Here is a 24,056-nt window from a genome sequence, read left to right on the forward strand (position 1 = left end):
GTCCGTATGAGTGTGTTAATAAAGGCTAGTCTAGGGTCAAACACGCTGCTCTAAAAAACGGCTTAAACCAAGCCACTACCCTAAAAGTGTATCTTAACAGCGCCCTAAAAACCATCTTCTTGCGTGTCGAGTGATTGATAAGGGATAGCCATCTTGTGTTGAACATCTCGCAGCGCCGTACGTAATCCCTCAAGGATAGTAGGATGATAAAAAGGCGTATCAAGCAGCTGTTTTACACAGATCTCATTAGTTATGGCATTGGCTAAAATATGACCGATATATTCAGCGTCTGGGCCAACCATGCTTGCGCCTAATACTTTATCAGTCTCCTTACAACCATAAATGTGCAGCAGGCCGCAGTTGACGCCCATAATACGACTACGGCCTTGATTATCGAAGCTGACTTTACCAATCACGTATTCTAAATCTGGATCGTCTTCAATCTCTTGTTGGGTCATACCGACATTGACGATTTGCGGAGAAGTAAAGACGATGGAAAAAGGAATCGCTACCGGACGAATATAAGCATCGGTATTTTGATTACAAACGATACTACCAGCGCTATAGCCTTCATCACTAGCGACATGTAAGAGTGGAATGTTGGCATTGGCATCGCCAACGATATAGACGTCTAAATCCCCTATCTGACCGGTGTGCTTATCTAGATTTTTGGGTCGGTTTTTATCGTCAAGCTCAACGCCTAAGTTCTCCACACCTAGCTGCTTGATATTATTGCGTCGTCCAGTAGCCACTAACACCCGCTCACCTTGCCAGCGACCTTCATTGCCATCTTTATCCGTATATTCAATAAAAGCCGCTGTCTTACCATCGGTGTCGATCTTGTGACCTATCTCATTAATAGTGCTTTTGAGGTGCATGGTCAAATCTTCACTCAAGCAGTCAATAGCTTTGGCATTAATGTCAGCGTCATTTAGACCGGCGACGCGGTTTTCACGGTTGAACGCCGTCACAGCGACTCCTAAACGCGAAAAAGCTTGCGCCAGCTCCAAGCCTACAGCGCCCGTACCAATCACCGCAACAGACTCAGGTAAATCAGGCAGGTCAAATACGGTATCAGAGGTGAGTAACGTTTCGCCTAGTTTTTCTTCCCAGTCATCAGGAATAAAAGGCGAGCTACCGGTAGCAATGATGATCTTGTCCGCCTTAATACGCTCATCATTGACTTCAATCAGACCTTCTTTATTAATATAAGCGCGCCCGTTTATTTTTTTATTATCCGACCAGCTTTCGACTTGCTTTTCAATATAGCTCTTAAAATGGCTGCGTTCTGCTTGTACTCGAGCCATGACTTGTCTGCCATTGATAGTGACTTCGCTGTGAATACCAAACTCTTCTGAGTATTTAGCATCATGCGCGCGCTCAGCGGCGGCAATGAGCAGCTTGCTTGGCATACACCCTACCGTGACACAAGTCGTGGTCCAAAACCCCTCATTAATAATCACGATATCTTTCTTAATTTTACTCGCTTGGCGAAAGGCGTTTTGCCCTGCAGTACCTGCGCCAATAACAGCGACTGAAACGCTGCGCGTGACGCTATCGGAGCTTTGTTTAGACGGTTTATCAGTGAGGTTCTCAGACGATTGGTTCATAATTCTTCCTATTATCAATAACTATAATTTAACAAATTTTCTCACGGCTAGTATCAATACTGACTCTGTTCTTTCAGCTGCCTTTAGAAATGCCTATAGCTGTCACTTGATGACTGATACTCTATGTTCATCCGCTAGGGTAAGATAATCTGTACCAAAGCGCAGCAGGATAAGCGTAGCGAGCTGTTGCAAAAATGTTGAGTTACCAATATTTAGTTATTAACGATTAGTTACCGAAGGCAGGCTAGTGTACGCCTTCGACTAAAAGTTATTTTAAAGATTTATTATTGAGGGGCTAACAGAGACAAGACACGCTCGGCATAGCCTTTGGCACGCAGGTTGCGCTGAGCATGAGTGAGCGTGCCTTCGCTATTAAATATAAAAGCGGAGCGCACCAGACCGATGGTTTTTTTGCCATACATGTTTTTTTCTTTGATGACCTCAAAATATTGGCAGAGCTTCTCATCGCTATCACTAATTAGCGGGATTTGTAAGTCGTATTTTTCAATAAATTTTTTGTGCGATTCGGCGCTGTCACGAGAGACGCCAATGATATCGTAGCCCAAATCATCGAAATCGTGCAGATGGGCGGTGAAGTCAGTGGCTTGAGTGGTACAGCCAGGCGTATTGTCTTTAGGGTAGAAATAGAGGATTAGGCCTTTTTGTCTGTTCGCTACTAGCTGTTGTAAGCTGATATCCTCTTCAATGAAGTTTCCGTCTAGTAGGCGCACGAGCGTCACTGGAAAATCAGGTAAGGCGATGTTTTCGGTCGTTGGCTTAGCCATAATAAGTTCCTTTTCAGTTGAGATTGGCAAACATTAATGGTAATCATCAAGGCTCAGTTTTGCACTTTGTGCGTTCGTTGGCAACTCATCCACAAAAAAAGACTGACAACCGCCAGTCTTATCTTATGTTTTATATGAATTTAATAGGATAGAGTCAATATAATAAAAGCTTTGACAAAGCTGTCGTTGCTATCATTACTGTATACCGATACGGGTCAAAATGGCTGTATTAAGAGGGTTTTTGTGGCTGCTTTAAGTCTAAACCTTCAGTACATTGCTGTAAGTCTCGCTGCATTTTTTTCACGTAAGGTAAGCTAGAAGGGTCTTTTTTGTCTTGCGCGTAGCTCTCAATTTCCCACATTTGACCGATGGTCATGTTACTACGCACATTAATAGTGCAGTTACACAGCTTAGAGGCGGTATTTCTATCGGCAACTTTGTATTTAACCGCGCCACTAATACATTGATTGATATTATCTTTTTTAATGTCAGTAGCGTTTGCTTGCGGCATTGCGAACGCGGCAGCTAAGGCTAGGGGGAGTAATGGCAATAACTTCATAAATATCCTCTTGCAGGTAGTGTCAATTTTTGACTCTGGTATTCAATGTGATTTTATAATCAATAGACAGCTGGATCACTGATATGTGAGTGACTGAATCATTGGTGATATCTCATGTAACCTATATTATATGTAATCTATTCAATTGGCAAAAATGATTGTCCATACCATAGCAAGTATGGTGATAAAAATACAATGGCGACGTGCTGTGTTAATGCAAACGAATGTTTCGCTAATGTTGATTGACGCCACCGGTTCAGGCCACATTCATCAAGCCTATCTTGCTTAGCCTGCTTGATAGTGAGTAGGGTCAGTGACGCCAGCTTGAGCAAAGCCTTGGCGACGTAGCGCACAGCTGTCACAAACGCCGCAAGCAAGTCCGTTCACATCTGCACGGTAGCAAGAAATCGTTTGTCCATAATCAACGCCCAATGATAGACCAAGCTCAATAGTTTGAGCTTTGGACAGCTTTTGTAGTGGGGTTTGGATAGACAAGCGATGACCGGTAACGCCCGCTTTTGTCGCCAGATTGGCCATGTGCTCAAATGCTTCGATATACTCTGGACGGCAATCGGGATAGCCAGAGTAATCGACTGAGCTGACCCCAATGACGATATGATTGGCATCAGTCACTTCAGCGACGGCTAGAGCATAAGACAAAAAGATTGTATTACGTGCAGGCACATAAGTATTAGGGATAGCATCGTTATCGATTTCATCGTGCTTTTTATTAGGGAATTTGTCGGTATCGCCGTCTGGTACGATCATGCTGTGATCGGTGAGTGATGAGCCACCAAGCTGGGCGATATCAATGTCGATAATTCTGTGGTTGACGCCTGCTGTCTCAGCAATGCGCTTTGCTGCGACAAGCTCACTATTATGACGTTGCCCATAGTCAAAGCTGACCGCTGTCACCGAGGCATAGCGTGCCTTTGCCCAATACAAACACGTCACCGAATCGAGACCACCTGATAAAAGCACCACGGCATTTTGGTTTTTGTGAAGAGTATCGTTGCTGTTGGACGCTTGATTCATTGAGGGATTCTGCAAAGTAACGTTAGTCATAGTAGTATCTATTATTGGTTTACAAAAACGCCATTTTAGCAAAAATACGGTTATTACAGAACCATGAAGCGATCAATCACGTGTCACAAAGGCGACAAAGCCATATCCAATAATATCCTGATAAAATACAGTCTGTATTACTGTCATCTTTTCAATCTGTTAGCATTATTTGTTATAATCGCAGCTTTTAAAGCAGCGACCATCTCGCATCATTGACGGTGCTTTATAGCAAATCGCTTTATAGTAAAATCATCCTTATAAAGATATTGAGTAACTTATGACCACAGCAACCTTGTTTACGCCAGACAACCCTTCTCAGACCAACGATGTGTCTGATGATATGTCTAATGAAGCAGGCTTTAATCGTTATAGTATAGAGGCCGATGCTGAAGAGGATAGTAATGAGGATAGGGCTGCTGACTCACAAGCACCGACTGAATCAGCGCACTTTCGTAAGCTACAAAAAAAGCTACGCCGGCAAGTGTCTGCAGCGATTCAAGATTTTAATATGATTGAGGACGGCGATGTAGTCATGGTCTGTGTCTCAGGCGGCAAGGACAGCTATACTTTGCTCGATATTTTACTGCTGCTAAAACGTGTGGCGCCGATTCATTTTGATGTTGTGGCAGTCAATTTGGATCAAAAGCAGCCAGGCTACCCAGAGGAGGTGTTGCCTAATTATCTAAATGAGCAAGGAATAGCGCATTATATCTTAGAAAAAGACACGTATAGTATTGTCAAAAGCGTAGTACCAGAAGGCAAGACTTACTGTTCAGCGTGCTCACGCTTACGTCGCGGCTCGCTTTATGGCTTTGCCAAACAAATCGGCGCGACCAAAATCGCTCTAGGTCATCACCGCGATGATATGCTAGCGACTTTCTTTTTGAATCTCTTTCATGGCGGCGCACTAAAGTCTATGCCGCCCAAGCTTCTTAGTGATGACAAGCAAAATGTTTTGATCCGGCCACTGGCTTACGTGCAAGAAAAAGACATCATCGACTATGCGGCGCTAAAGGAGTTCCCGATTATTCCTTGCAATCTATGCGGCAGCCAAACCAACCTGCAACGCGCTATTATCAACGATATGCTACGCGAATGGGATGATGCTCATCCGCAGCGCTTGGCTTCTATTTTTAAAGCCATGCAAAACGTTGCGCCGTCACAATTAGCCGATCGCGAGCTATTCGATTTTGAAACGTTGGCCAGTGAGCGCGATGATAGCGAGCGCTTATTTGAAGGCGATAACATTCAAGTCGGGCAGCAAAGCAGTCTTGATGAGATAGGCTTGCCGACTGAGCCCAAAAAACAAGCTTTTAGCGCTAGCAGCCCAGATAAAGAGTATTCGATAGCGACAAATAAAAGCCAGCAAAGCACAAAGATTCCTACCATTAATCCAGTATTATAATTTGAATAAACGGTGGTTAACTTAATAGTATTTATAAACAAGTTAGCCCTTATAAACAAGCTAGCATTCATAAAAAAGCCAGCTAACCGTTCAAGTTAGCTGGCTTTTGCTTTAAGGATTTTAATAAGTTCTATTAGGAAGTTTTTTCAAACACCGGTAGCGGATCGAAGCTGACCTCCTCCGCACGCGGCAGTTTTGCCACATCTTGCATACGCCAATCATTATTGCCTTCGTTACTGACTTGTAGATAGTATTTGGCTTTTAAAGGGTCAATGTCCGCTTGCGCGGTATATTTATTAGCGCCTTGATGCTCTAATACCACATCACGATCTTTTTTGATGTCCGTGGCATGAGAGATGGACAAGTTCAGAGTATCAGGATAAGTGACTGGCTCACCGTTCAATAAGGTGCCTGATTGTAGACTCTGCTCGGGATAATTCAAATAAAAAACGATCTCGCCTGTGTCAGAGAACTGCATTTGACCATGCAAATCTAAATCGTAAGTGAGCTTATCACGTGAGACATCGTGATACAGCGTCTTGCCATCCATGTACCAGTCATCACGTACTACGCTATCACGGATTTGATAGGAGTAATACACAAAGAAAATACAAGCCACTACCACAAACGCCGGTAGACCAATAACAAAAATAACCACCATGTAATTCTTGTACCATGGCTGGCTATCTTGATGTTTAAAGTTCGATGAGGAAGTAGACATAAAATACCTATTAATAAAATAGCGTTTAATACATAGATAAATGTCCTATATAAGATAATAGCCACTTATCGAATATAAGACATGCAGTAAATTTAAGCAAAAGATCAGCGCTATGTGAATCATCTTACTGGAAGCGCTGACCCTTATTGGCTACAACTGACCTTGTGTGGTAAAGACATTGTCTTTACTGACTTTATATTGACCATCTTCGCTCTCAACATGCAGCGTCACAGGCGTTTGTCCTGGTTCGACAATTTCTGGGTCCCCATAAATGCTAACGGGCATATCAAAGCTTTCACCAGGCGCTAAAGGAACATCATTGAAGCGTAGCTGCAAACTCAAACCGTCTTCAGGCTCTAAAGTAATCTTGTAAGTATGCTCATCCTGCGTTTTATTGATGAGTTTGACCACGTAGCTGTTTTCAATCATACCTTGCTGATTTAAGGACGACAGCTGGTTGCGGTCGCGGCGTATATCGATCTCTAGTGGCACCCGATCGGTTAGCGCAAAGATTAGACCGCCGCACAGTATCGTCAGCAATGCCAGATAAGCAAATAGGCGCGGACGCAGTACACGGCTCGGCTCTTTCTCGGCCAATTGACGCTCGGTTGTATAACGAATCAGCCCGCGTGGATAGCCAACTTTGTCCATAATCTCATTACAAGCATCAATACAGGCGGCGCACTGAATACAAGCAACTTGCAGACCATCACGGATGTCGATACCGGTAGGGCAGACCTGCACACACATCTGACACTCGATACAATCGCCTAAATCATCAGGATTGGTGCCTTTTTTACGCGCGCCGCGTGGCTCACCACGCTCATAATCGTAAGAGACAATAAGCGTGTCTTTATCAAACATGACGCTTTGGAAGCGGCCATAAGGACAAATATGTACACACATCTGCTCACGCATATAACCGGCATTGGCATAAGTGGCAAAGGTAAAAATAAATACCGATACCCATATCCATGTTGGCCAATCAGGGAAGGGGATAAACCCTATTGTCTGCCAGCTTTGATAAATAAACTCAGTACCTGAGACATAACTGACAAAAGTAGTCGCGGTAATCAAAGAAAAGACAAACCAGATAAAGTAAATCAGCGAGCGCTTAATGATCTTTTTTGGGCCCATTGGCGACTTATCGAACTTGATACGCTTGTTACGATCACCGATCACCCATTTTTCGACATGCTGATATAGATGTGTCCAAATCGTTTGTGGGCAAGCATAACCGCACCACACTCGGCCGGCATAGACCGTCACCATAAATAGCGTAAAGGCAGCAATGATGGCAAATATAGCAATAAAATAAAAATCTTGCGTCAAAAATGTCATCCCAAAGATGTAGTAGTGCTGCGAGGGTACATCAAACCAAATAGCTTGCCTGCCGTCATAACGTAGCCATGGTAATAACAAAAACAACGCCAAAAAGAAATACATACTAATGACGCGGATATTTTGATAAAAACCAGTAACAAAGCGAGGATGCACTCGATGTTTAGTCGCATCGAGGTCTATTTGTTGTACAGGGATCTTATTGGGTTGTGGAGCTGACATAAACTTGCCTCTTTTTAAAAAAAGAATCAATTCGCAGTCTGATTAGACGCTATAGAAAATGTTGTCATAATCATGTTGTTATAACCTAAAATAAACACTAAGCTTTAGAAACGACTATTTTAACATTTCCCCTAATATAAATGGGGGTATAAGCGCAAATAGCAATATCGGTAGCACTATAACCTAAAGATATTCAAAGCGCTTGAGTCATAAAAACGAGTGGACTGCTAACTAAAAAAGGAGAACTGCATTAACAGTCCTCCTTTAGTAAAATGCTATTATTTCTAAACTTGCGTTATGATTGGCTTAATTATTGCTCGTGTTAGGAGTAGATCTATCCGAAAGCGAGTAAACATACGCGGCTAGAAGCATAATACGCTCGTTTCCTAACTTAGTTTCCCACTCAGGCATCACACCGGCACGGCCATAACGAAGCGTCTCACGTACGGTCTCACGATCACCGCCATATAACCAAATATCATCGGTTAAGTTTGGCGCGCCAGTAGAGATCATACCTTTACCCTCTGGACCGTGACAAAGCACACAGTTGGTCGGCTCTTTAAATATACTTTCGCCCTGAGCGACTAAAGTTTGATCCAGCTCACCGTTGCTGGCACCGCCTTTGCGAGGGGAGAGTGATAGTACATACTCAGCTACCGAACGAATACCCTCTTCACCAAGTTGATCACGCCATGCTGTCATACCACCCACGCGGCCTTTATGTAGGGTCGTCAAGATGTTTTCAGGCGCGCCGCCATACAACCAATCATTATCAGTTAGGTTAGGGTAACCTGTCGCGCCTTTGGCATTAGAACCATGACAGACCGCGCAGTTTTGTAAGAATAAGCGACTACCGACTTTTAACGCATTCGGATCTTGCGATAGCTTCTCAACCGCAGGCGCAAGCGCAGCGATTCTATCATCAATCTGAGTTTGCAGATCTGCAGGTGGCTCTTCACTACGACGCAGTGTCGTCTGTAAGCTGTTAAGCTCGTCCAAGACGGCTGTCGCATCACTCGCACCAGCTTTTGCTAAGATGCTTTGCTCAAAGTTATCAGTGAAGATCTTATCGTTAGCTTCAAGCTCACTATACAGCTCGTTTTCTGAGGTCCATGGCACCGTTTCGCCATCAACTTCAACGGTAGCTATACCGTTCCAGTTTGTTGGTTGGATAGCTGGAAAGAATATCCAGTAAGCCACGCCCCAAATAATTGAACCAAAAAATATCACTAACCACCATTTTGGTAGCGGTTTATCATATTCTCGAATACCATCGTAACTGTGTCCAGTAGTACCGTCTTCTTCGACATCAGGCTTATATTTGAGCACAAATAATAAGACGCCAAGAATACCGGCCCAACAAGCGATACTGAGTATGGTAATCCAAGAACTCCAAAAGAATGTCATCATTTATCCTTATTGCGCTGCTCGTCAGACGAATCATCACGGATATCGTCATCGAGCGCAAGTTGTGCATCTTCTTCGAAGCGTTTTTTGTTTTTTGGCGAATAAGCCCACCAAGCAACACCTATAAAGGCGATGAAGGCAGCAACAGTTGCAAATGTTTGTAATTCACCAATACCCATTAGCGCTGTCCTTCCATCGCTGTACCTAGTTGCTGTAAATAAGCGACTAGAGCATCAAGTTCTGTAGCACCAAGTACGAGATCAGGAGCGCCTTCGATATCTTCTTCAGTGTAAGGAACCCCAAAGCGATCACGGAATAAGCGCATTTTGGCTTGTACCTTGACTCCGTCCACTTCGTTAGTGGCAAGCCACGGGAAACCTGGCATAACAGACTCAGGTACTAGCGACCGAGGATCAATCAAATGCTGCTTTTGCCAGTCTTCTGAATAGCGACCACCAACCCGTGCTAGATCAGGACCAGTACGTTTCGAACCCCAAAGAAAAGGGTGATCCCACGTCGATTCTGCCGCACGAGAGTAGGGGCCATAACGCTCAACTTCAGCCCGTAGAGGGCGAACCATTTGCGTGTGGCAAACGTGACAGCCTTCACGGATGTAAATGTCGCGGCCTTCAAACTCAAGCGCTGTCCAAGGCTCCATTGCAGGAAGCGGCGTATTGACCCCGCCATCCTCTGGATTCTTGTTATCGTATATTAGCGGCACAATTTCGACTAGCGTTGCAAAGCTAATAGCGATAACGATAAAGATGACCAACAAGCCTGTATTTTTTTCAATAATTTCATGCGGTGTACCAGCCATGATCGCTCCTTATACTTTAGCTGTCGAAGTTTGGTCAACACTAGGTTCATGATCCGTTGGGTCAGCGATATCGACAGGCTTTCCTTCAGGCATCTTAATAGTACGATAGACGTTATAGGCCATCACAAACATACCCGATACATATAATAGACCACCAAATGCACGGCCGATATAAGGGAAGTGTGAGAACTCAACCGTATCGACAAAGCTGTATACCAAAGTACCATCAGGGTTAGTCGCAAGCCACATCATGCCTTGGCCAATACCTGAGATCCACATAGATACGATGTAGAAAATTGTTCCAGCAGTTGCCAGCCAAAAGTGCGTGGTGATCAGACTGACAGAATACATTTTGGGTTTATTATAGATACGCGGTAGCATGACATATATCGAACCAATAGTAATCAAACCAACCCAGCCCAGTGCCCCTGAGTGAACGTGACCTACCGTCCAGTCCGTGTTATGTGAGAGCGCGTTGACTGTCTTAATAGACATCATTGGCCCCTCAAACGTCGACATCGCGTAGAACGATAAAGCGACAATCATAAAGCGAATAATCGGGTCAGTACGTAGCTTATCCCAACTGCCAGACAAGGTAAGAACACCGTTAATCATACCGCCCCAAGAAGGTGCGAATAGGATGATAGAGAACACCATAGCTAGCGACTGTGTCCAATCGGGTAGCGCTGAGTAATGCAAATGGTGACCACCGGCCCACATATATGAAGCAATCAACGCCCAAAAATGCACGATAGACAGACGATAAGAGTAGATCGGACGACCAATCTGTACCGGAACGAAGTAATACATCATCCCAAGGAATGCTGCCGTCAGATAAAAACCAACCGCGTTATGTCCATACCACCACTGCACCATCGCATCGGTCGCACCGCCAAACAGCGAGTATGATTTAAACGCACTAACAGGAATGGCCATGCTATTGACGATATGCAACAAGGCAATCGTAATGATAAAGGCAGCAAAGAACCAGTTAGCGACATAGATATGTGAGGTTTTGCGTTTGATAAGCGTGCCAAAGAATACGATAGCATAGGATACCCATACTAAAGCAATCAAGATATCGATCGGCCACTCAAGCTCAGCGTACTCTTTACTTGACGTCAAACCTAGAGGAAGGGTAATAACGGCAGCAACGATAACCGCTTGCCAACCCCAAAAGGTAAACCAAGCTAAATACGGGGCGAACAATCGAGTCTTACAGGTACGCTGTACGATGTAATAAGAGGTTGCGAACAGGGCACAGCCACCGAACGCAAAGATAACCGCGTTAGTATGCAGTGGTCTTAGACGACTAAATGTCAGCCATGGAATGTCAAAGTTAAGTGCTGGCCACGCCAATTGTGAGGCAATGAAAACACCGAGACTCATGCCGACGATGCCCCAGATGACAGCCATAATCGTAAAGAATCTTACGATAGTGATCTCATACTCGCGGTCTATAGGGGCGACTGCTGTGTTTTGTAAACTCATTGGATGATTCCTTTACAGCCTAAATTATCAACAGAATTAACTAAAGCTTTGCGGTATCCAAAAGATAGCAAGGTTAAGAGGCGATGCTATCTTTTGGATAGGGATTGCGGCGCATGCTACTGTCAGGCGTATCTATCACTGTAACGAGGTATTAACTAGTGAGCCAAACTCTTGCTATCTCAGCGTTGACTGAGCGGAAAAATAGCCATAAAGGCCAATAATACTATTGAGCAAAGTAAGGATGATTAATATATCGTTAAAGTTAATAAATCTTGTCATACTCAGACCGTAATTATTCAATTAAATGACTAATTTGGGTTACTAAGTCTGATTATTCAGTTTAGTCGCTAATATTAACTACTAAAATCAGTGGTTAGTTCAATGATTAACTTAGTAGTTATCGTAGTGAGTATCTAAGTATTAAGCTACAGTAACTGGGCTCGTAAATATCGACTAGATAACGATTGACCGAGTATAGACTGAAATATAAGTGGATCTTCATCCCTCTTATAAGCTAATGAAAAGTAGATATATGCTAGCGACTGCTGACAAAAAACACGCTCAGGTAACGTTTAGTTAAAACTCCCGACTCTGTTTAAGGGTATTGTAACGCAATCTTAATCAAATATCATCAAGCTGTTGCCCCAAAATACAAACTCTTTGGTAAATAATTTATCGGACAACTTATCTTAATGGGCTCTTGAAGCACAAAATAGCGGCGCGACCTCAGTACTGTTTAAGTCTATTAAGCGCATACTGGCGCTGTTATATTTGCATGGGTAAAATAGCGTTAAGTGTTGAAGGTATCTGGTTTTTGACTGATGCCACAAGTAAGACCTGCTAAATAAAAGCTAAGCTATCAATTTTGTAACTATTTGGTCATTAACCATGAGATTGGGTTTTACTTCTAGTCAAACTCACCCTTATAATAAAGGCGTATAAATAGTTTTATGACAATAACTACCACTCAATATACTTGTGTAGACGCTGTTTATATCAATGTCTATGTTTATAGATTCGATGCGTAGCTTGGGGTCAAATCAGTAAGATGACCTCTATGTCTATTAGCACCGATGATAAGATAAATATAATAAGTATCAATAATAAGTATTCACTAAGGATAAGAATATGGCGGTTTTTTTAACGGATAACTGGTTTGAAGAAGTAGAAAAAATGGGCAATGAAGCCGGTGAGCTCAACCTTCCTCCTGCCCTAGAGAACATGGTAATTAACCTAAAAGTCACAGACGGCGATGAGGTGATAGAAAGTCATTTCGCTAATGGCTTATTGCATAAAGGTTTGAATGCTGAGGCAACGACAACTTTGCTGCTAGACCGTAATACTTTGCAGTCAATCATCACGGACTTCGATATGAATGAGATTATGGGTGCCTTTATGAGTGGTAAAATTCGCGTCGAAGGCGATATGTCGCAATTGATGGCGCTACAAACCGCTCGTCCAAGCGATGAGCAAAAAGCACTGTTTAAAGATATCAAGTCAATGACGACGTTGGCTTAGTTTTTAGCGTGGTTTTTAGCGTGTGCTACGCGCTAAAGGGTGTTAAGCGTTATGAGTAATACGTTGCAACTATAGCTCTTTAAAGTCGAAGCCCCTGACAATATTAATCTTTGAAAGTATAAGTTAAAAAAACCCCAAACGTCATGTTTGGGGTTTTTTTATGAAGCATTATTAACGGCGTTTTTAGCTGGCTGATTTTGCTTGTTCGTGCTGATTTTCTTTATAGATCGCTGCTTGTAGCCAGATATTTGCTTGCACATAGTCGTGTACTGCAATTGCTTTTGTCTCATCGGTCTCACAAGCACCAATACGAACCACAAAAGGATCGGCGTCTTGTTCACGCAGGATCACAACATCAAACAAGATAATAGGCTTACCATGAAAGACAGTTTGCTGCTTGCCTAGCACTTGCCCTTGACACCAAGCTTCATCTTCTTGACCTAAAGTGTCGCCGAATAAATAGGCGCACATATGACCTAGATTAATCTCTACGGGTGCCATCTGCTCTTTTGTCTCAGGCTGCCACTCTGCGATTTGCTGCTGCAGATCGTCAGGTACTTTGCCGTCGTTAGCGGCGACGATATCGTTAAAAGCGCGATGGTAGCGAATGGCTTCCTCGTCTTCGACTTTAATCACCTCGTTTTGTTCGCTAATTGAGATCTCATGCGCCCAAGCACTAAAGTTTATAAAGTATGAGGTGCCTTGCTGGTATTGGTGACGGTTGGCAGTATAGAGTTGATCAAACGCATAAATGATACTGCCATCACCGCTACGTAAACGCAGTACGGCATCGTGCGAGTTGTCATTGGCAATAATACGCTCGATTTTGCAGTTCAATCCATAGGGGCTATCGACGCACGGGTAGGCGTTAATGAAGCGTTCTGGTCGACCCTCTTTCATAGCTAAAACTTGATTGATATGGCAGGGCTGATCTTCAGACAATAAGAGACAGCTGTCTGAGGCGCTCACATTGCTATTAAGGCCTTTTGGGATAGCTGCATGCTCAATCATTTGCTGTAACCATTCGGGCACATCCTGACTCATATCATCAGTCAATATACGCCAATGATCAGCATGACCAGCAGTCTGTTCGTCGAATAAGGTGATTTTGGTAGGGGCTTGTACGTTTTGATACTGATAATTAATGGTCATGAAAATACTCAAACTTAAAACAGTGATAAGGTTGGATGGTGAGCGCTAAGTATTATGTCATGCATCCAAGCGCATAGAGCACGATATGTTGATATCAATAATATTTATATTATAGTTAAGCGATGCTGGCTGCAATGTCGTCACGCTATCCGTTATATCACAATGATGGGTTAATGACATTTGTCTTTAGCATACAATATATAGGTATGATGGCAAACAATAGCAAGCCCCTGCCAAAAAATAATCATAAACCAAGCGGTTTTGCCAAAAAACCCCATTAGTTTATGCTAATCATTGGCACATATTCATAAAATTGTGTCAAACTATCCCCTTTTTTTGGCAGTCTTATTACTCTATCAGGGTGTTGATGGAGTAAATACCCAGCAGATCTGTCTAGAACCCTATTTATATGCCTGTTTATTTGGTTACAAAGCTTTATTCGTCCTATTCGCCTTATTTGTGTAAGACTGCGGTCACGATAGAGATTTGTGTAAGACTGCGGTCACGATAGAGATTTGTGTAAGGCTGCGGTCACGATAGAGAAGCGCATATAAATAAGATAAAGAGTTTGACTATGTTTCGTCCTTTAGCATTATTTATTGGCTTGCGTTATACCCGAGCTGAGCGCAGTAACCGCTTTATCTCCTTTATATCTTTGATCTCCATGATAGGTTTGACCTTGGGAGTAGCTGTCCTGATCACGGTACTATCAGTGATGAATGGCTTCGATCGAGAGCTAAAAACCCGCATACTCGGTATGGTGCCGCAAGCTACCGTTACCTCATCTGAGGTGATTAGTGATTGGCAGCCATTAGCTGATCGTATCAAGGCTGAAGATCCAGAAGTGGCAGCAGTGGCCCCCTTTATCCAGCTACAAGGTATGCTAACAGCGAACGGTCAAGTCGCGGGTATTATGGTCACGGGTATCGAGCCTGAGTATGAGAAAAACGTCTCCATTATTAATAATCATATGATGGAGGGGGATATTGATACCCTACAAAGCGGTGATTTCAATATCGTTTTGGGTGAGGAGATGGTGCAATCGCTCGGTCTGAGTATCGGTGATAAAGTCACTTTGGTGCTACCAGAGGCTTCGCCATCACCAGCCGGCGTTATACCTAGGTTTAAACGCTTTACTTTGACGGGTATCTTTAATATTAGCCCAGACGTCAATACTTTAGCTGCCTTTATACCGATGAATGATGCAGCAAAGCTATTACGACTACCGGATGGCGCGCAAGGTATTCGCTTGAAGCTTGATGATATCTTCCAAGCGCCCACAGCCGCGCAAAAGGCGGCTAGCATAGCGCCGCCTCAGCTGTATCCTAGTGACTGGACCCAAACCCATGGCAACTTGTTTGGCGCGATCCAAATGGAAAAAGCGATGGTCGGCTTATTGCTGTTTTTGATTATTTTAGTAGCGGCTTTTAACATCGTTTCAAGCTTAGTGATGCTAGTAACAGACAAAAAAGCCGATATCGCTATCTTAAAAACCTTTGGCGCGTCGCCGCGGCTGATTACGCAAGTATTTATGGTGCAAGGCGTAGTAATTGGCGTTATTGGTACAGTCGCTGGGACCATACTAGGGGTGATATTTGCACTGACGGTTAGCGATATCTTGGGCTTTATCAATCAAGCTTTTGGTCTGCATTTATTCGATGCTTATTTTGTCAATTATCTGCCTTCACAGCTACGTATAGTCGATGTGGTATTGATTACTGGTGCTTCGTTTATCCTGAGCTTCTTAGCGACTATTTATCCGGCGCGCCGAGCAGCTAAGATTCAGCCAGCCCAAACATTGCGCTATGAGTAATCGCGGCAGTATGCAACTGTAACAGGATTGTCGATTGTCTAGATTATAGTTTGATTTAAATACAAATAATGATACAAACCGGACGCTATATTAGCCTAGACATCAGTGTCGATATAGAAGCGGTAAGCTATTAAAGAATAAAGGAAGCGCTATGTCAGTTATTTTGAAGGCAAGCAATATTAACAAAATCTATGATGATGGAGCGGTACACACCCAAGTACTCACGGGTCTGGATCTCAATATCAGCGCCGGCGAGCGTGTGGCTATCGTCGGTACTAGTGGTTCGGGTAAAAGCACTTTGTTGCACTTATTAGGCGGCTTGGATACGCCCACTAGCGGTGAGGTGTGGCTACATGGTCAGCGTCTTAACGATATGAATGAGACAGAGCGCGGTGCGATGCGTAATCAGTATCTGGGCTTTATTTATCAGTTCCATCATCTGTTAGCTGAGTTTACCGCTATCGAAAATGTCGCTATGCCGCTACTGATGCGCCCAAAAATATCGACTACTGAGGCGCGTCAGCAAGCGATTGAAATCTTAGAAAACGTAGGCTTAGGTCATCGTTTAGAGCATCGGCCTGGCGAGCTATCTGGCGGCGAGCGTCAGCGGGTAGCGATTGCTCGTGCACTGGTAACTAAGCCATCGCTGATTTTGGCCGATGAGCCGACGGGTAACTTAGATTATGATAATGCGCAAAGCGTGTTTGGGTTGTTATCAGAGCTGCAAAGCACAATGAAAACCGCGCTGCTTATGGTGACTCATGATCGCAGCTTAGCCGCGCTTGCCGATCGTCAGCTGTTATTGCGTAATGGTCATTGGGAAGACTATTAAGGTGCTCGTTTATTAAGTTATTAATTTACTAAGTCATTAAGTTGCTAAGTTGCTCGTTTACTAAGTTATTAGGTCATATCGAAGCAACTTAGCCGCCAGAAAAGCTACGATAGCAATAAATAGTCGCTGTTGTTTTTAACATCAATCGATAGTATCGTTTTGCTATTATTTACTTTTGAGGAGTGACATTATGGATAAGGGAGATGACCCAATTGCTGCTTTTGGTAGTGCAGAAGAGGGAGATGAGCCTTTACTGCCTTATATCGATGTTCAAGCATTTGAGCAAGTCGATAGAGAGGCACAAAAAGAGCAATTGGCTGCCATTTTTGATGCGATTACTTTAGCGGGGGTGGATTATTATTTAGAAGTACAGCAAACGCCGACAGCTAAGCAATATACCTTAACCAAAAATGACAAGGCCGTCACCACGCAGGTAATGGATAATAATTTTAAAGATAATATCCTCGAGGCATTGGACGAGCATCAAAACAATTAGCATGATTTAAAGCATTAGTACATCAAGGTTTAGGCGTCTTGTCGGTTCGCAGGCGTTGACGCTTCTGCCAACTGCTGACAGTCTTATAACGCCAAATGCCTTTGAAGGCTAAGCCGCAGATAATACTACTAACAATAGCTAAGATAGTCAGACCAAGACAAAACGCAGTAATCGATACTGCACCTTTATAAGTGATAAAAGGATTGGCACCGTCCGACAATACCCATAGACTAAAATCAGCAATCATCCTACCAATCAGCCGTAAGCTAATCATCGGCACATCAATAATCTTTGCGCCAATATAATAGCCTGTGTAAAAGATGGGCAGCGTCGTCAGCGGGTTAGTAATCCAAGTCAGACCCAGCGCCATAGGCACATTTGCGCGAAAAATAAGCGCACCGATTAAGGCCAGTAGCATCTGGCCCGGTAGCGGAAAAAAAGCGCTAAGCACGCCGATATACACCGCTTTATTTAAGCTGTGGCGATTGAACTGCCATAATCTAGGGTCGCCTAAATGCGGCGCAAAGAACTTTAAGCTGCGGCTTTGTAAGATTTGTTCAGGAGTAGGAAGTAGGTTCTTCAGACGTTTTTTTGACACATGCCTGCCTTTAGTCGTTAATTACAGCCCGCTGCTAAAAAATAAGCCAATCGGTAGGCAATTACGTTTTAAGTCAAAAGTATATCATTATTAATAGTGCTATGATGAGGGGATAGCGACTGAAAGCTTATGAATAAGCTGTTGATAAGTGTTTTTACAGCGATACTTTATTACAAATTTTTTATTATAGCGATTTGGTTATAAAATAGTATAAGGTAATCGTAATAAAGGCACAAATGCTATGGTCAGCGCCAAGCTTAGATAGCGAACCGCTATTGCATTGGCTCTATGCTTAATCCTAGCATAAATTCACATTAGCGAGCGAGGATGTCAATGTATTGGGGAGTTGGCGCGCTAATAATAAGTGTGATGGCAGCTGTATTGACCAAAGCTGCGACTATACCCTTGCCGCAGAGCTTCGCTTTCTTAGATACTAGTCACTATCTGCTTTTACCTAGTCTACTTATCATCATTACGATTCTACTCATCTTATTAAATCAGCGTCTAAGCTTACCTTCATCAGATACTTCTGTTAACAGTTCCCCAAAACTATCTTCAAAATCAGCCTCATCAACTGCTCGTATATTTAGCTTGCTTCAACCGCTGCGCTATCTAATTGTAGCAATCTTGGCACTAGCCTTAATCGTTGGTAGCTTGCTACAAGCGCTTACTGCTCACCAGCAGTTAGAGCGTACCAAGATAACAGCGTCCGAGCGCGTGCAAGCCTGGGTGACCATTGAAGGCATCAGTGATAGCGTGTACGACGCGACGATGAATAGCGGCTATCGGCAGGTCGCGACTTTAAGCGAGATAGTGCCGTTAACCGACGATCTTAGTGCTGAACAGTTGGCTAAAAAAAGCGTTGAGAGTAAGGCGGATGATATCCTGCAGTCAGGTGGCGCATCATCGAATCAGCGGGTACTGCTAAGTTTATATCCCAATAAAGCCAATGATACTGCTAGTGTCGCTAGGTTAAATCGCTTACAGCCGGGCGAGCGCATATTGATGAGCTTAACGCTCGCGCCATTAGTCAGCTCCGAGCAAGCGCTCAATAACCCAACTGGCTTTGATAGCTATCGCTGGCTACGTGCCCGTCACATCGATGGGACTGCGACGATTATCGCGCTCAGCTCAGCTGCTACTAGCTATTCGAATCAGTCGACGAGTGCCGCTAGTACTGTTAGTGATTCGGCCTCTAGTTGGTCGCGGCTGCGTAACACTATTGATAACTGGCGTTTGCAGCTACGTCAGCACTTTTATCAAGACTGGTCTACTAAAAGTGCTGTGAAACAACAAGCAGATGCAGTGACGTTGAGTTTGCTGACCGGCGATCGCAGCTTAATCAATCGCGAAACCAAAGATCTGTATCAGCTTGCTGGCATCTCGCATCTATTAGCGATCTCAGGGACCCATGTGCTGTTTTTGGCGATTATATTAGCTGCTATGGTAGTGATGCTGGTCGAGCGCTTTTATCCGGCACTTTATCGCCTGCTGCCGCGCTGGCAAGTACGCTGGTGGGTGATGATAGCTTCCGCTTTTATTTATGCCTTATTTACCGGCTTTGATGTGCCAGCGGCGCGCACCGCTTGGATGTTATTAGCGATAGGCTTAGTACGTCTGACATTAGTGCCGGTCAGTACTCTGCAGGTATTGTTAGCTCTAGCTATCCTAATGGCTTGGCTAGATCCGTATGTGTTATGGCAAGCCGGCTATTGGCTGTCGTTTATTGCTGTTGCGCTACTGCTGAGCTATGAGGATAAGCTGACAAATCAGACTTCGGCCGCGACTAGCTCCTCGTCCTCCGTTATGGCAGCTCAGTCAGTTAAGATCGGCTATAGCTCCAATAGATTAACTGATATGCACAGTAAAGGTTGGCTATTATTTAAGCGTCTCTTTAGATTACAGTTTTGGTTATTTATAGCGCTACTCCCCATTACTTTATTACTGTTTGGCAAGGCATCGTTATGGGGTCTTGTCATTAACCTATTTGCCATTGGCTTATTCGGATGGATTATTGTACCGCTGAATCTTTTAGCAGGTTTGTGCTATTTAATCTTACCAAGCAGTGCTGATGGCATTTGGGCAGTAGTCAGTGCCATTGTCTATCACTTACATCAATTAATCGAGTGGCTGACGACGCTGCCTGTGCTAGGTAGCGCTTGGTTATACACCCCCGTTAACTTCGCTATGTTACTAATGGCAGCACTCATGCTTTTGCCTTGGCTATTACCGCGAGGGCTTATAAGTCGCTGGGTGTCCTTAGTACCGCTGACGCTTTTATCGATGACAATCTATAGTAATCAGCAGTCTTTCTTGCAGACGCCAACGCTTTATATACTACCGACAGGCGATCGTTACATAACAGCGGCGGTATTGCTTTATCCCGCTGATAAAAACCAAGCCGAGCAAAACGATGCTAATAAAAAATCATTAGATCAAGATAAGATAAGTTGGCTGTTTTTGGCCGATCATAGAGCGCAAGGCAAGCGCACTAGGCCAAGTACGCTGAGCGCTGAAAGATTAGCGGAGCAGCTAGAGCAGCAACTACGTACGCTAGCGATTAAAAGTCTAGACGGTATTGTTGTCCAAAGCAGCATGGTCCAAAGCAGCGCGGCCCCTATGACGACTCAAATGTCTTCTACATCGGCAGCAAGTAGTCGTCAGTTAGCTTCGCAAGAATCATCTTTGTTACCTTTGAGCGTAACACTATTAAGCCAGCAGCTACCGACAGCGCAGTATTGGCAGGCAGGTCGCCATGAGCGACTGCAAGCGCGACAAAGCGTAGCAACAACAACTGACGATAACCGGGTTATCAGCGCGCAAGACTGTCAGCAAGGTAAGCAGTGGCAAGCGCCAAACGGTCAATTAAGACTACTAGCGCTCACTGGTTGGAATGAGATTGATGACGCTAGCATTTGGGATTGTAGTCTAGCTATCGTCAGTCAATCGCCGATTACCGTTGTGCATTATAATGCTAGCAACCCTCAGCAGCCTATTAAAGCGAGCGTGCAGATGCTTGCCAATGATAAAGCCTTATCTGATTTGTCTGGTTTGTCTGATTTGTCTGGGACTGCTGGGAATAATAGGATTTCCAATAATGCTATTTCAAGAAATACTGTTTCGAACAATACTGAATTTAATGATGCTGTTTTAAATAGTACGGTTTTAAATAGTACTGAAACTGAAGACACCGCTTTATCACGACTCATTCTCGATGTCGCCACCCATAAGCGCAGTTGGCAACTGTGGTCACTATTATGCGCCGCTGAGCCTTTAGCCTTTAATATGAGCCAAGCAGATTTTAGTGCAACAACTTGGCTTAGTCATAGTCGCTCTGCGGTAACGGCACCGATATTAATAGCGCAGCAGACTAAGCAAGTACTGACTTATGATGAGCAGCCCTTGGAGGTGGCGCTAGTAATTGAGGCTAGTAACTGAGGCTAGTAACTGAGGCTCATGAATGACTATAGTCAAGAGCTAGTGAATAGTTAGGACGTGTTGAACATTCACAAATGCGCACTGCTGATAGCTAAAATAGTTCTAGTCGTCGTTAAAATTGCAGGTAATGCTGATTGCATTGGCTAGCTGATTTTATTTAAACAGTCGCAACGACTAGGGCGATTTTAGCATCAGCCTGCAGGGACAGGACTCTTTTTTGCCGCTTTATTGATAAAAATAGACGCTTAGAACGACTAAACTTACCATTTTTATCTGCAAATCGCCTAAAAAATAGTCTCTGTCAGTGCCATGGTCGAATGTTCAACACGCCCTAGTCAATAGGCAGTGAATAGCGAAACCATTAGGCAGACTATAACAGTATCGCTGCAAAATGCTGCAATAAGGTCACATTCTACTATTGAACCTCAGTGACAATGTCACCATACTTAGCAAACCCTTAATTAGTTATAATTCGACGCGCTTTTATAGACGATATAGTTAAATCACTTTAAAATTGATGCAGTGCATCTAGGATAATTTTGCGCAGCCTCTGGCTGCAACGACACAGCACGCAAGGAAAATTAATACCAGTTGCACGTTGATATTGAGCGTATCGACTTTATTTTGAACTGACTATAGTTGTATTTTGCTCTTGATCAATCTCACCTAGGAAGTTATATGCCCAACTGGCCACCAGACCCTAATAAACGTCCTGAAAATTCGGCAAATCAGCCGGCACCGCTGCAGCAAGTACCGGCCAATCAGCCCAGCGGACAAGAATGGCGTCTTATCGAAAAAACCTTATTAGCTAGTGTTGAAGAGCAGCGCCGCTCAAGGCGTTGGAGTATCTTCTTTAAGCTGCTTACCTTTGGTTATATTTTATTATTATTCTTCACTTTTAGCCGCGGTTGTAGCACCAAAGCGCCTACTGGGCTAGAAGGCATGGATACCAGCTCACCGCATTTGGCGGTAGTAGAGCTGCAAGGCGTTATTAGTAATGCCGATATTGCCAATGCTTATGATGTGAACGAAGCTTTGACCCGCGCATTTGAAAACCCCAACTCGAAGGCCGTGGCTTTAGATATTAACTCTCCTGGCGGCTCGCCGGTACAATCAGATGAGATCTGGCAGACGATGATAGATTTGCGCGCTGAGTATCCTGATAAGAAGCTCTATGCCGTCATCGGTGATATTGGTGCTTCTGGCGCTTATTATATTGCTTCTGCAGCTGATGAGATCTATGTGAATCCTTCAAGTCTAGTCGGCTCTATCGGCGTCATTATGCCAAGCTACAATATCGAAGGACTAATGGACAAAGTAGGGGTGGAAGATCGCACTATTACTGCTGGCGAATACAAAGATATCTTAAGCTTATCGCGGCCGCTGACAGATTATGAAGAGCAGCACGTCGAATCGGTGTTAGCCAATACTCATAAGCACTTTATCAATGCAGTAAAAGAAGGTCGCGGCGATCGCCTCAAAGACCCTGAAGCCAATAAACTATTTTCAGGGCTGTTTTGGACCGGCGAGCAGTCTATTGCTTTGGGGCTAGCAGACAAAAAGGGTAGTATCACAAGCTTAGAGAAGCAGCTTGAGCTTGATAACGTAGTCAATTACAGTCCTGTAGACCCGTTTCAGTTATTTATGGATCGCTTTGCAGTGAAATTAGGCGCAGGGCTCGGCTCAAGTATTAACCTTGATGTATTAGGGCAGCAAGAAGGCAATGCTGAGATGCGCTAAGGGTTTGTATATTAACTTAGTTTTGACTCTATCAGTATCCGGGCTGAGCTAGTAAATAGCTCAGCCTTTTGCTATAACTAAGTTTGGTTTTAGTCTTTGTAATCCACCATCCTATAAATATATTTTAATAATCAAAATAATAGAGAGCTTACATGAATGAGAATGACCACAAGGCGCAGAGATTTGCCTCCTTGCCCGTATCAAAGCTAACCCAAAAGCCAGTGCTGCATTTCGCGCATGCTAATGGCATGCCAAGCGCCGTTTATGCGCCTTTTTTTGACGGACTTGCTGAGTTTTTCACGATTGAATATATCCCTATGCTAGGAGAGACAAGCGGCTATCCGGTAGACAATAATTGGCGCAGTCTGACCCAACAGGTCATCGATAGTGTGGCAGAGTCGTGCAAGCGTCATGGCGTCACACAAGTCGTGGCAGTTGGCCACTCTTTGGGCGCGCTGTGTACGTTGCAAGCGCTGTACCGGGCGCCTAAACACTTTAATCAAGCCGTGCTGATGGATCCGCCACTGATATATGGGCGGAGTAGTTTTTTGATGCATGTGGCAAAGACGCTAGATAAAGTGCCGATGATGAACCACCGCTTGATGGACAAAATGTCACCTTCCGGTATCTCAAAACATCGCCGCGATGTTTGGGACAGCCGTGATGACGCTTATGAGCAAATGCGTCATAAAACCTTCTTTAAGAATTTTGATGAGCGTAGCTTTCAGGGGTATATCGAGCACGGCTTACACGAGCGCGCTGATGGCAAAGTAACGTTAGCGATCTCCAAAAAGAATGAGGTGGCAGTGTTTCGAACCAATCCATCCATGTATTGGCTGACTCCTAATGAAGGACCTAAGCCGCCTGCTCAGCTCATCATTGGTGAGGAGAGTATATTTTTGAAACGTAAATTCCCCCAACAAGTCAAAGCGCGTTTAGGGATAGACTTTCAGACGCATGCTGGCGGTCATATGTTCCCGCTTGAGCACCCAGAGTCCGTATCAGCATTGGTGCTTGATATCATTGAGCAGCAGCTGTCTCAATAG

At 44.0% G+C, this 24,056-nt stretch carries 20 protein-coding genes; 8 read left to right on the forward strand and 12 right to left on the reverse strand.

Translation table 11 applies throughout. From position 1 onward, the window contains the following. Positions 1–104 precede the first annotated feature (104 nt). The 4 genes from AAEY83_RS07935 to queC form a co-directional block, all read right to left on the reverse strand. Complete coding sequence (locus AAEY83_RS07935) at positions 105–1,610, reverse strand: dihydrolipoyl dehydrogenase (RefSeq protein ID WP_025647398.1); 1,506 nt, start codon at positions 1,608–1,610, stop codon at positions 105–107. A 284-nt stretch (positions 1,611–1,894) separates the two neighbouring features. Then, positions 1,895–2,395, reverse strand: coding sequence for a peroxiredoxin (locus AAEY83_RS07940; RefSeq protein ID WP_025647397.1), 501 nt, complete (start codon positions 2,393–2,395; stop codon positions 1,895–1,897). A 229-nt stretch (positions 2,396–2,624) separates the two neighbouring features. Further along, positions 2,625–2,954 (reverse strand): hypothetical protein, encoded by a 330-nt coding sequence (locus AAEY83_RS07945; RefSeq protein WP_025647395.1) that lies wholly within the window; start codon positions 2,952–2,954, stop codon positions 2,625–2,627. A 285-nt stretch (positions 2,955–3,239) separates the two neighbouring features. Next, complete coding sequence (gene queC, locus AAEY83_RS07950; RefSeq protein ID WP_025647393.1) at positions 3,240–4,019, reverse strand: 7-cyano-7-deazaguanine synthase QueC; 780 nt, start codon at positions 4,017–4,019, stop codon at positions 3,240–3,242. Positions 4,020–4,296: 277 nt separating this feature from the next. Here queC and ttcA point away from each other — a divergent pair, with 277 nt between their 5' ends. Then, positions 4,297–5,424 (forward strand): tRNA 2-thiocytidine(32) synthetase TtcA, encoded by a 1,128-nt coding sequence (ttcA, locus tag AAEY83_RS07955; protein WP_025647390.1) that lies wholly within the window; start codon positions 4,297–4,299, stop codon positions 5,422–5,424. Positions 5,425–5,557: 133 nt separating this feature from the next. Here the strand turns inward: ttcA and AAEY83_RS07960 are convergent, their stop codons facing one another. The 6 genes from AAEY83_RS07960 to ccoN all read right to left on the reverse strand — a co-directional run bounded on the left by AAEY83_RS07960 (position 5,558) and on the right by ccoN (position 11,423). Next, positions 5,558–6,145 carry a FixH family protein gene (locus AAEY83_RS07960; protein ID WP_025647388.1) on the reverse strand — a complete coding sequence of 196 codons (588 nt, stop codon included), beginning with the start codon at positions 6,143–6,145 and terminating at the stop codon, positions 5,558–5,560. Between the two features lie 150 nt (positions 6,146–6,295). After that, on the reverse strand, positions 6,296–7,708 hold the full coding sequence (gene ccoG / locus AAEY83_RS07965) for a cytochrome c oxidase accessory protein CcoG (RefSeq protein WP_037059950.1): 1,413 nt from the start codon (positions 7,706–7,708) through the stop codon (positions 6,296–6,298). Positions 7,709–8,014: 306 nt separating this feature from the next. Continuing rightward, positions 8,015–9,115: a cytochrome-c oxidase, cbb3-type subunit III gene (gene ccoP / locus AAEY83_RS07970; RefSeq protein WP_025647385.1), complete on the reverse strand. Its 1,101-nt coding sequence runs from the start codon at positions 9,113–9,115 to the stop codon at positions 8,015–8,017. Beyond that, a complete protein-coding gene (locus AAEY83_RS07975) occupies positions 9,115–9,294 on the reverse strand; it encodes a CcoQ/FixQ family Cbb3-type cytochrome c oxidase assembly chaperone (RefSeq protein ID WP_025647383.1) in 180 nt (59 codons plus the stop codon). Before AAEY83_RS07975 ends, ccoP begins: the two co-directional genes overlap by 1 nt. Continuing rightward, positions 9,294–9,932 (reverse strand): cytochrome-c oxidase, cbb3-type subunit II, encoded by a 639-nt coding sequence (gene ccoO / locus AAEY83_RS07980; protein ID WP_025647381.1) that lies wholly within the window; start codon positions 9,930–9,932, stop codon positions 9,294–9,296. The genes AAEY83_RS07975 and ccoO overlap by 1 nt, the downstream gene beginning before the upstream one ends. A 9-nt stretch (positions 9,933–9,941) precedes the next feature. Next, positions 9,942–11,423 (reverse strand): cytochrome-c oxidase, cbb3-type subunit I, encoded by a 1,482-nt coding sequence (gene ccoN / locus AAEY83_RS07985; RefSeq protein WP_025647380.1) that lies wholly within the window; start codon positions 11,421–11,423, stop codon positions 9,942–9,944. 1,128 nt (positions 11,424–12,551) lie between these two features. Between ccoN and AAEY83_RS07990 the strand changes: the two genes are divergently transcribed. Next, complete coding sequence (locus AAEY83_RS07990; RefSeq protein ID WP_025647379.1) at positions 12,552–12,941, forward strand: alkyl sulfatase C-terminal domain-containing protein; 390 nt, start codon at positions 12,552–12,554, stop codon at positions 12,939–12,941. A gap of 183 nt (positions 12,942–13,124) precedes the next feature. On the opposite strand, the gene AAEY83_RS07995 is transcribed toward AAEY83_RS07990, so the two are convergent. Beyond that, positions 13,125–14,093: a hypothetical protein gene (locus AAEY83_RS07995; protein ID WP_025647378.1), complete on the reverse strand. Its 969-nt coding sequence runs from the start codon at positions 14,091–14,093 to the stop codon at positions 13,125–13,127. A 574-nt stretch (positions 14,094–14,667) separates the two neighbouring features. Here AAEY83_RS07995 and AAEY83_RS08000 point away from each other — a divergent pair. The 3 genes from AAEY83_RS08000 to AAEY83_RS08010 all read left to right on the forward strand — a co-directional run bounded on the left by AAEY83_RS08000 (position 14,668) and on the right by AAEY83_RS08010 (position 17,234). Then, positions 14,668–15,906 carry a lipoprotein-releasing ABC transporter permease subunit gene (locus AAEY83_RS08000; protein ID WP_025647377.1) on the forward strand — a complete coding sequence of 413 codons (1,239 nt, stop codon included), beginning with the start codon at positions 14,668–14,670 and terminating at the stop codon, positions 15,904–15,906. Positions 15,907–16,057: 151 nt separating this feature from the next. Next, complete coding sequence (gene lolD, locus AAEY83_RS08005; RefSeq protein ID WP_025647375.1) at positions 16,058–16,738, forward strand: lipoprotein-releasing ABC transporter ATP-binding protein LolD; 681 nt, start codon at positions 16,058–16,060, stop codon at positions 16,736–16,738. A 190-nt stretch (positions 16,739–16,928) separates the two neighbouring features. Further along, positions 16,929–17,234, forward strand: a complete 306-nt coding sequence (locus AAEY83_RS08010) for a hypothetical protein (protein ID WP_025647373.1) — start codon at positions 16,929–16,931, stop codon at positions 17,232–17,234. 22 nt (positions 17,235–17,256) lie between these two features. Here AAEY83_RS08010 and AAEY83_RS08015 read toward each other — a convergent pair whose 3' ends face one another. Beyond that, complete coding sequence (locus AAEY83_RS08015; RefSeq protein ID WP_025647371.1) at positions 17,257–17,832, reverse strand: DUF2062 domain-containing protein; 576 nt, start codon at positions 17,830–17,832, stop codon at positions 17,257–17,259. A 333-nt stretch (positions 17,833–18,165) separates the two neighbouring features. On the opposite strand from AAEY83_RS08015, the gene AAEY83_RS08020 reads away from it, so the two are divergent. The 3 genes from AAEY83_RS08020 (at position 18,166) to AAEY83_RS08030 (ending at position 24,056) form a co-directional block, all read left to right on the forward strand. Then, complete coding sequence (locus tag AAEY83_RS08020) at positions 18,166–21,270, forward strand: ComEC/Rec2 family competence protein (protein WP_025647370.1); 3,105 nt, start codon at positions 18,166–18,168, stop codon at positions 21,268–21,270. 678 nt (positions 21,271–21,948) lie between these two features. After that, a complete protein-coding gene (sppA, locus tag AAEY83_RS08025; RefSeq protein WP_025647368.1) occupies positions 21,949–23,010 on the forward strand; it encodes a signal peptide peptidase SppA in 1,062 nt (353 codons plus the stop codon). Positions 23,011–23,162: 152 nt separating this feature from the next. Then, positions 23,163–24,056 carry an alpha/beta fold hydrolase gene (locus tag AAEY83_RS08030; protein WP_025647366.1) on the forward strand — a complete coding sequence of 298 codons (894 nt, stop codon included), beginning with the start codon at positions 23,163–23,165 and terminating at the stop codon, positions 24,054–24,056.

Source organism: Psychrobacter sp. TB20-MNA-CIBAN-0197 (assembly GCF_040309765.1).
Taxonomy (GTDB): Bacteria; Pseudomonadota; Gammaproteobacteria; order Pseudomonadales; family Moraxellaceae; genus Psychrobacter; species Psychrobacter submarinus.

Coding starts and splice junctions, on each gene's coding strand:
- AAEY83_RS07990 (WP_025647379.1), top strand. CDS start 12,552: ATGGCGGTTTTTTTAACGGATAACTGGTTTGAAGAAGTAGAAAAAATG.
- AAEY83_RS07960 (WP_025647388.1), bottom strand. CDS start 6,145: ATGTCTACTTCCTCATCGAACTTTAAACATCAAGATAGCCAGCCATGG.
- ccoG (WP_037059950.1), bottom strand. CDS start 7,708: ATGTCAGCTCCACAACCCAATAAGATCCCTGTACAACAAATAGACCTC.
- AAEY83_RS07945 (WP_025647395.1), bottom strand. CDS start 2,954: ATGAAGTTATTGCCATTACTCCCCCTAGCCTTAGCTGCCGCGTTCGCA.
- AAEY83_RS08000 (WP_025647377.1), top strand. CDS start 14,668: ATGTTTCGTCCTTTAGCATTATTTATTGGCTTGCGTTATACCCGAGCT.
- AAEY83_RS07975 (WP_025647383.1), bottom strand. CDS start 9,294: ATGGGTATTGGTGAATTACAAACATTTGCAACTGTTGCTGCCTTCATC.
- AAEY83_RS08010 (WP_025647373.1), top strand. CDS start 16,929: ATGGATAAGGGAGATGACCCAATTGCTGCTTTTGGTAGTGCAGAAGAG.
- queC (WP_025647393.1), bottom strand. CDS start 4,019: ATGACTAACGTTACTTTGCAGAATCCCTCAATGAATCAAGCGTCCAAC.
- sppA (WP_025647368.1), top strand. CDS start 21,949: ATGCCCAACTGGCCACCAGACCCTAATAAACGTCCTGAAAATTCGGCA.
- ccoO (WP_025647381.1), bottom strand. CDS start 9,932: ATGGCTGGTACACCGCATGAAATTATTGAAAAAAATACAGGCTTGTTG.
- ccoP (WP_025647385.1), bottom strand. CDS start 9,115: ATGACATTCTTTTGGAGTTCTTGGATTACCATACTCAGTATCGCTTGT.
- AAEY83_RS08020 (WP_025647370.1), top strand. CDS start 18,166: ATGTATTGGGGAGTTGGCGCGCTAATAATAAGTGTGATGGCAGCTGTA.
- AAEY83_RS08030 (WP_025647366.1), top strand. CDS start 23,163: ATGAATGAGAATGACCACAAGGCGCAGAGATTTGCCTCCTTGCCCGTA.
- ccoN (WP_025647380.1), bottom strand. CDS start 11,423: ATGAGTTTACAAAACACAGCAGTCGCCCCTATAGACCGCGAGTATGAG.
- lolD (WP_025647375.1), top strand. CDS start 16,058: ATGTCAGTTATTTTGAAGGCAAGCAATATTAACAAAATCTATGATGAT.
- AAEY83_RS07995 (WP_025647378.1), bottom strand. CDS start 14,093: ATGACCATTAATTATCAGTATCAAAACGTACAAGCCCCTACCAAAATC.
- ttcA (WP_025647390.1), top strand. CDS start 4,297: ATGACCACAGCAACCTTGTTTACGCCAGACAACCCTTCTCAGACCAAC.
- AAEY83_RS07935 (WP_025647398.1), bottom strand. CDS start 1,610: ATGAACCAATCGTCTGAGAACCTCACTGATAAACCGTCTAAACAAAGC.
- AAEY83_RS07940 (WP_025647397.1), bottom strand. CDS start 2,395: ATGGCTAAGCCAACGACCGAAAACATCGCCTTACCTGATTTTCCAGTG.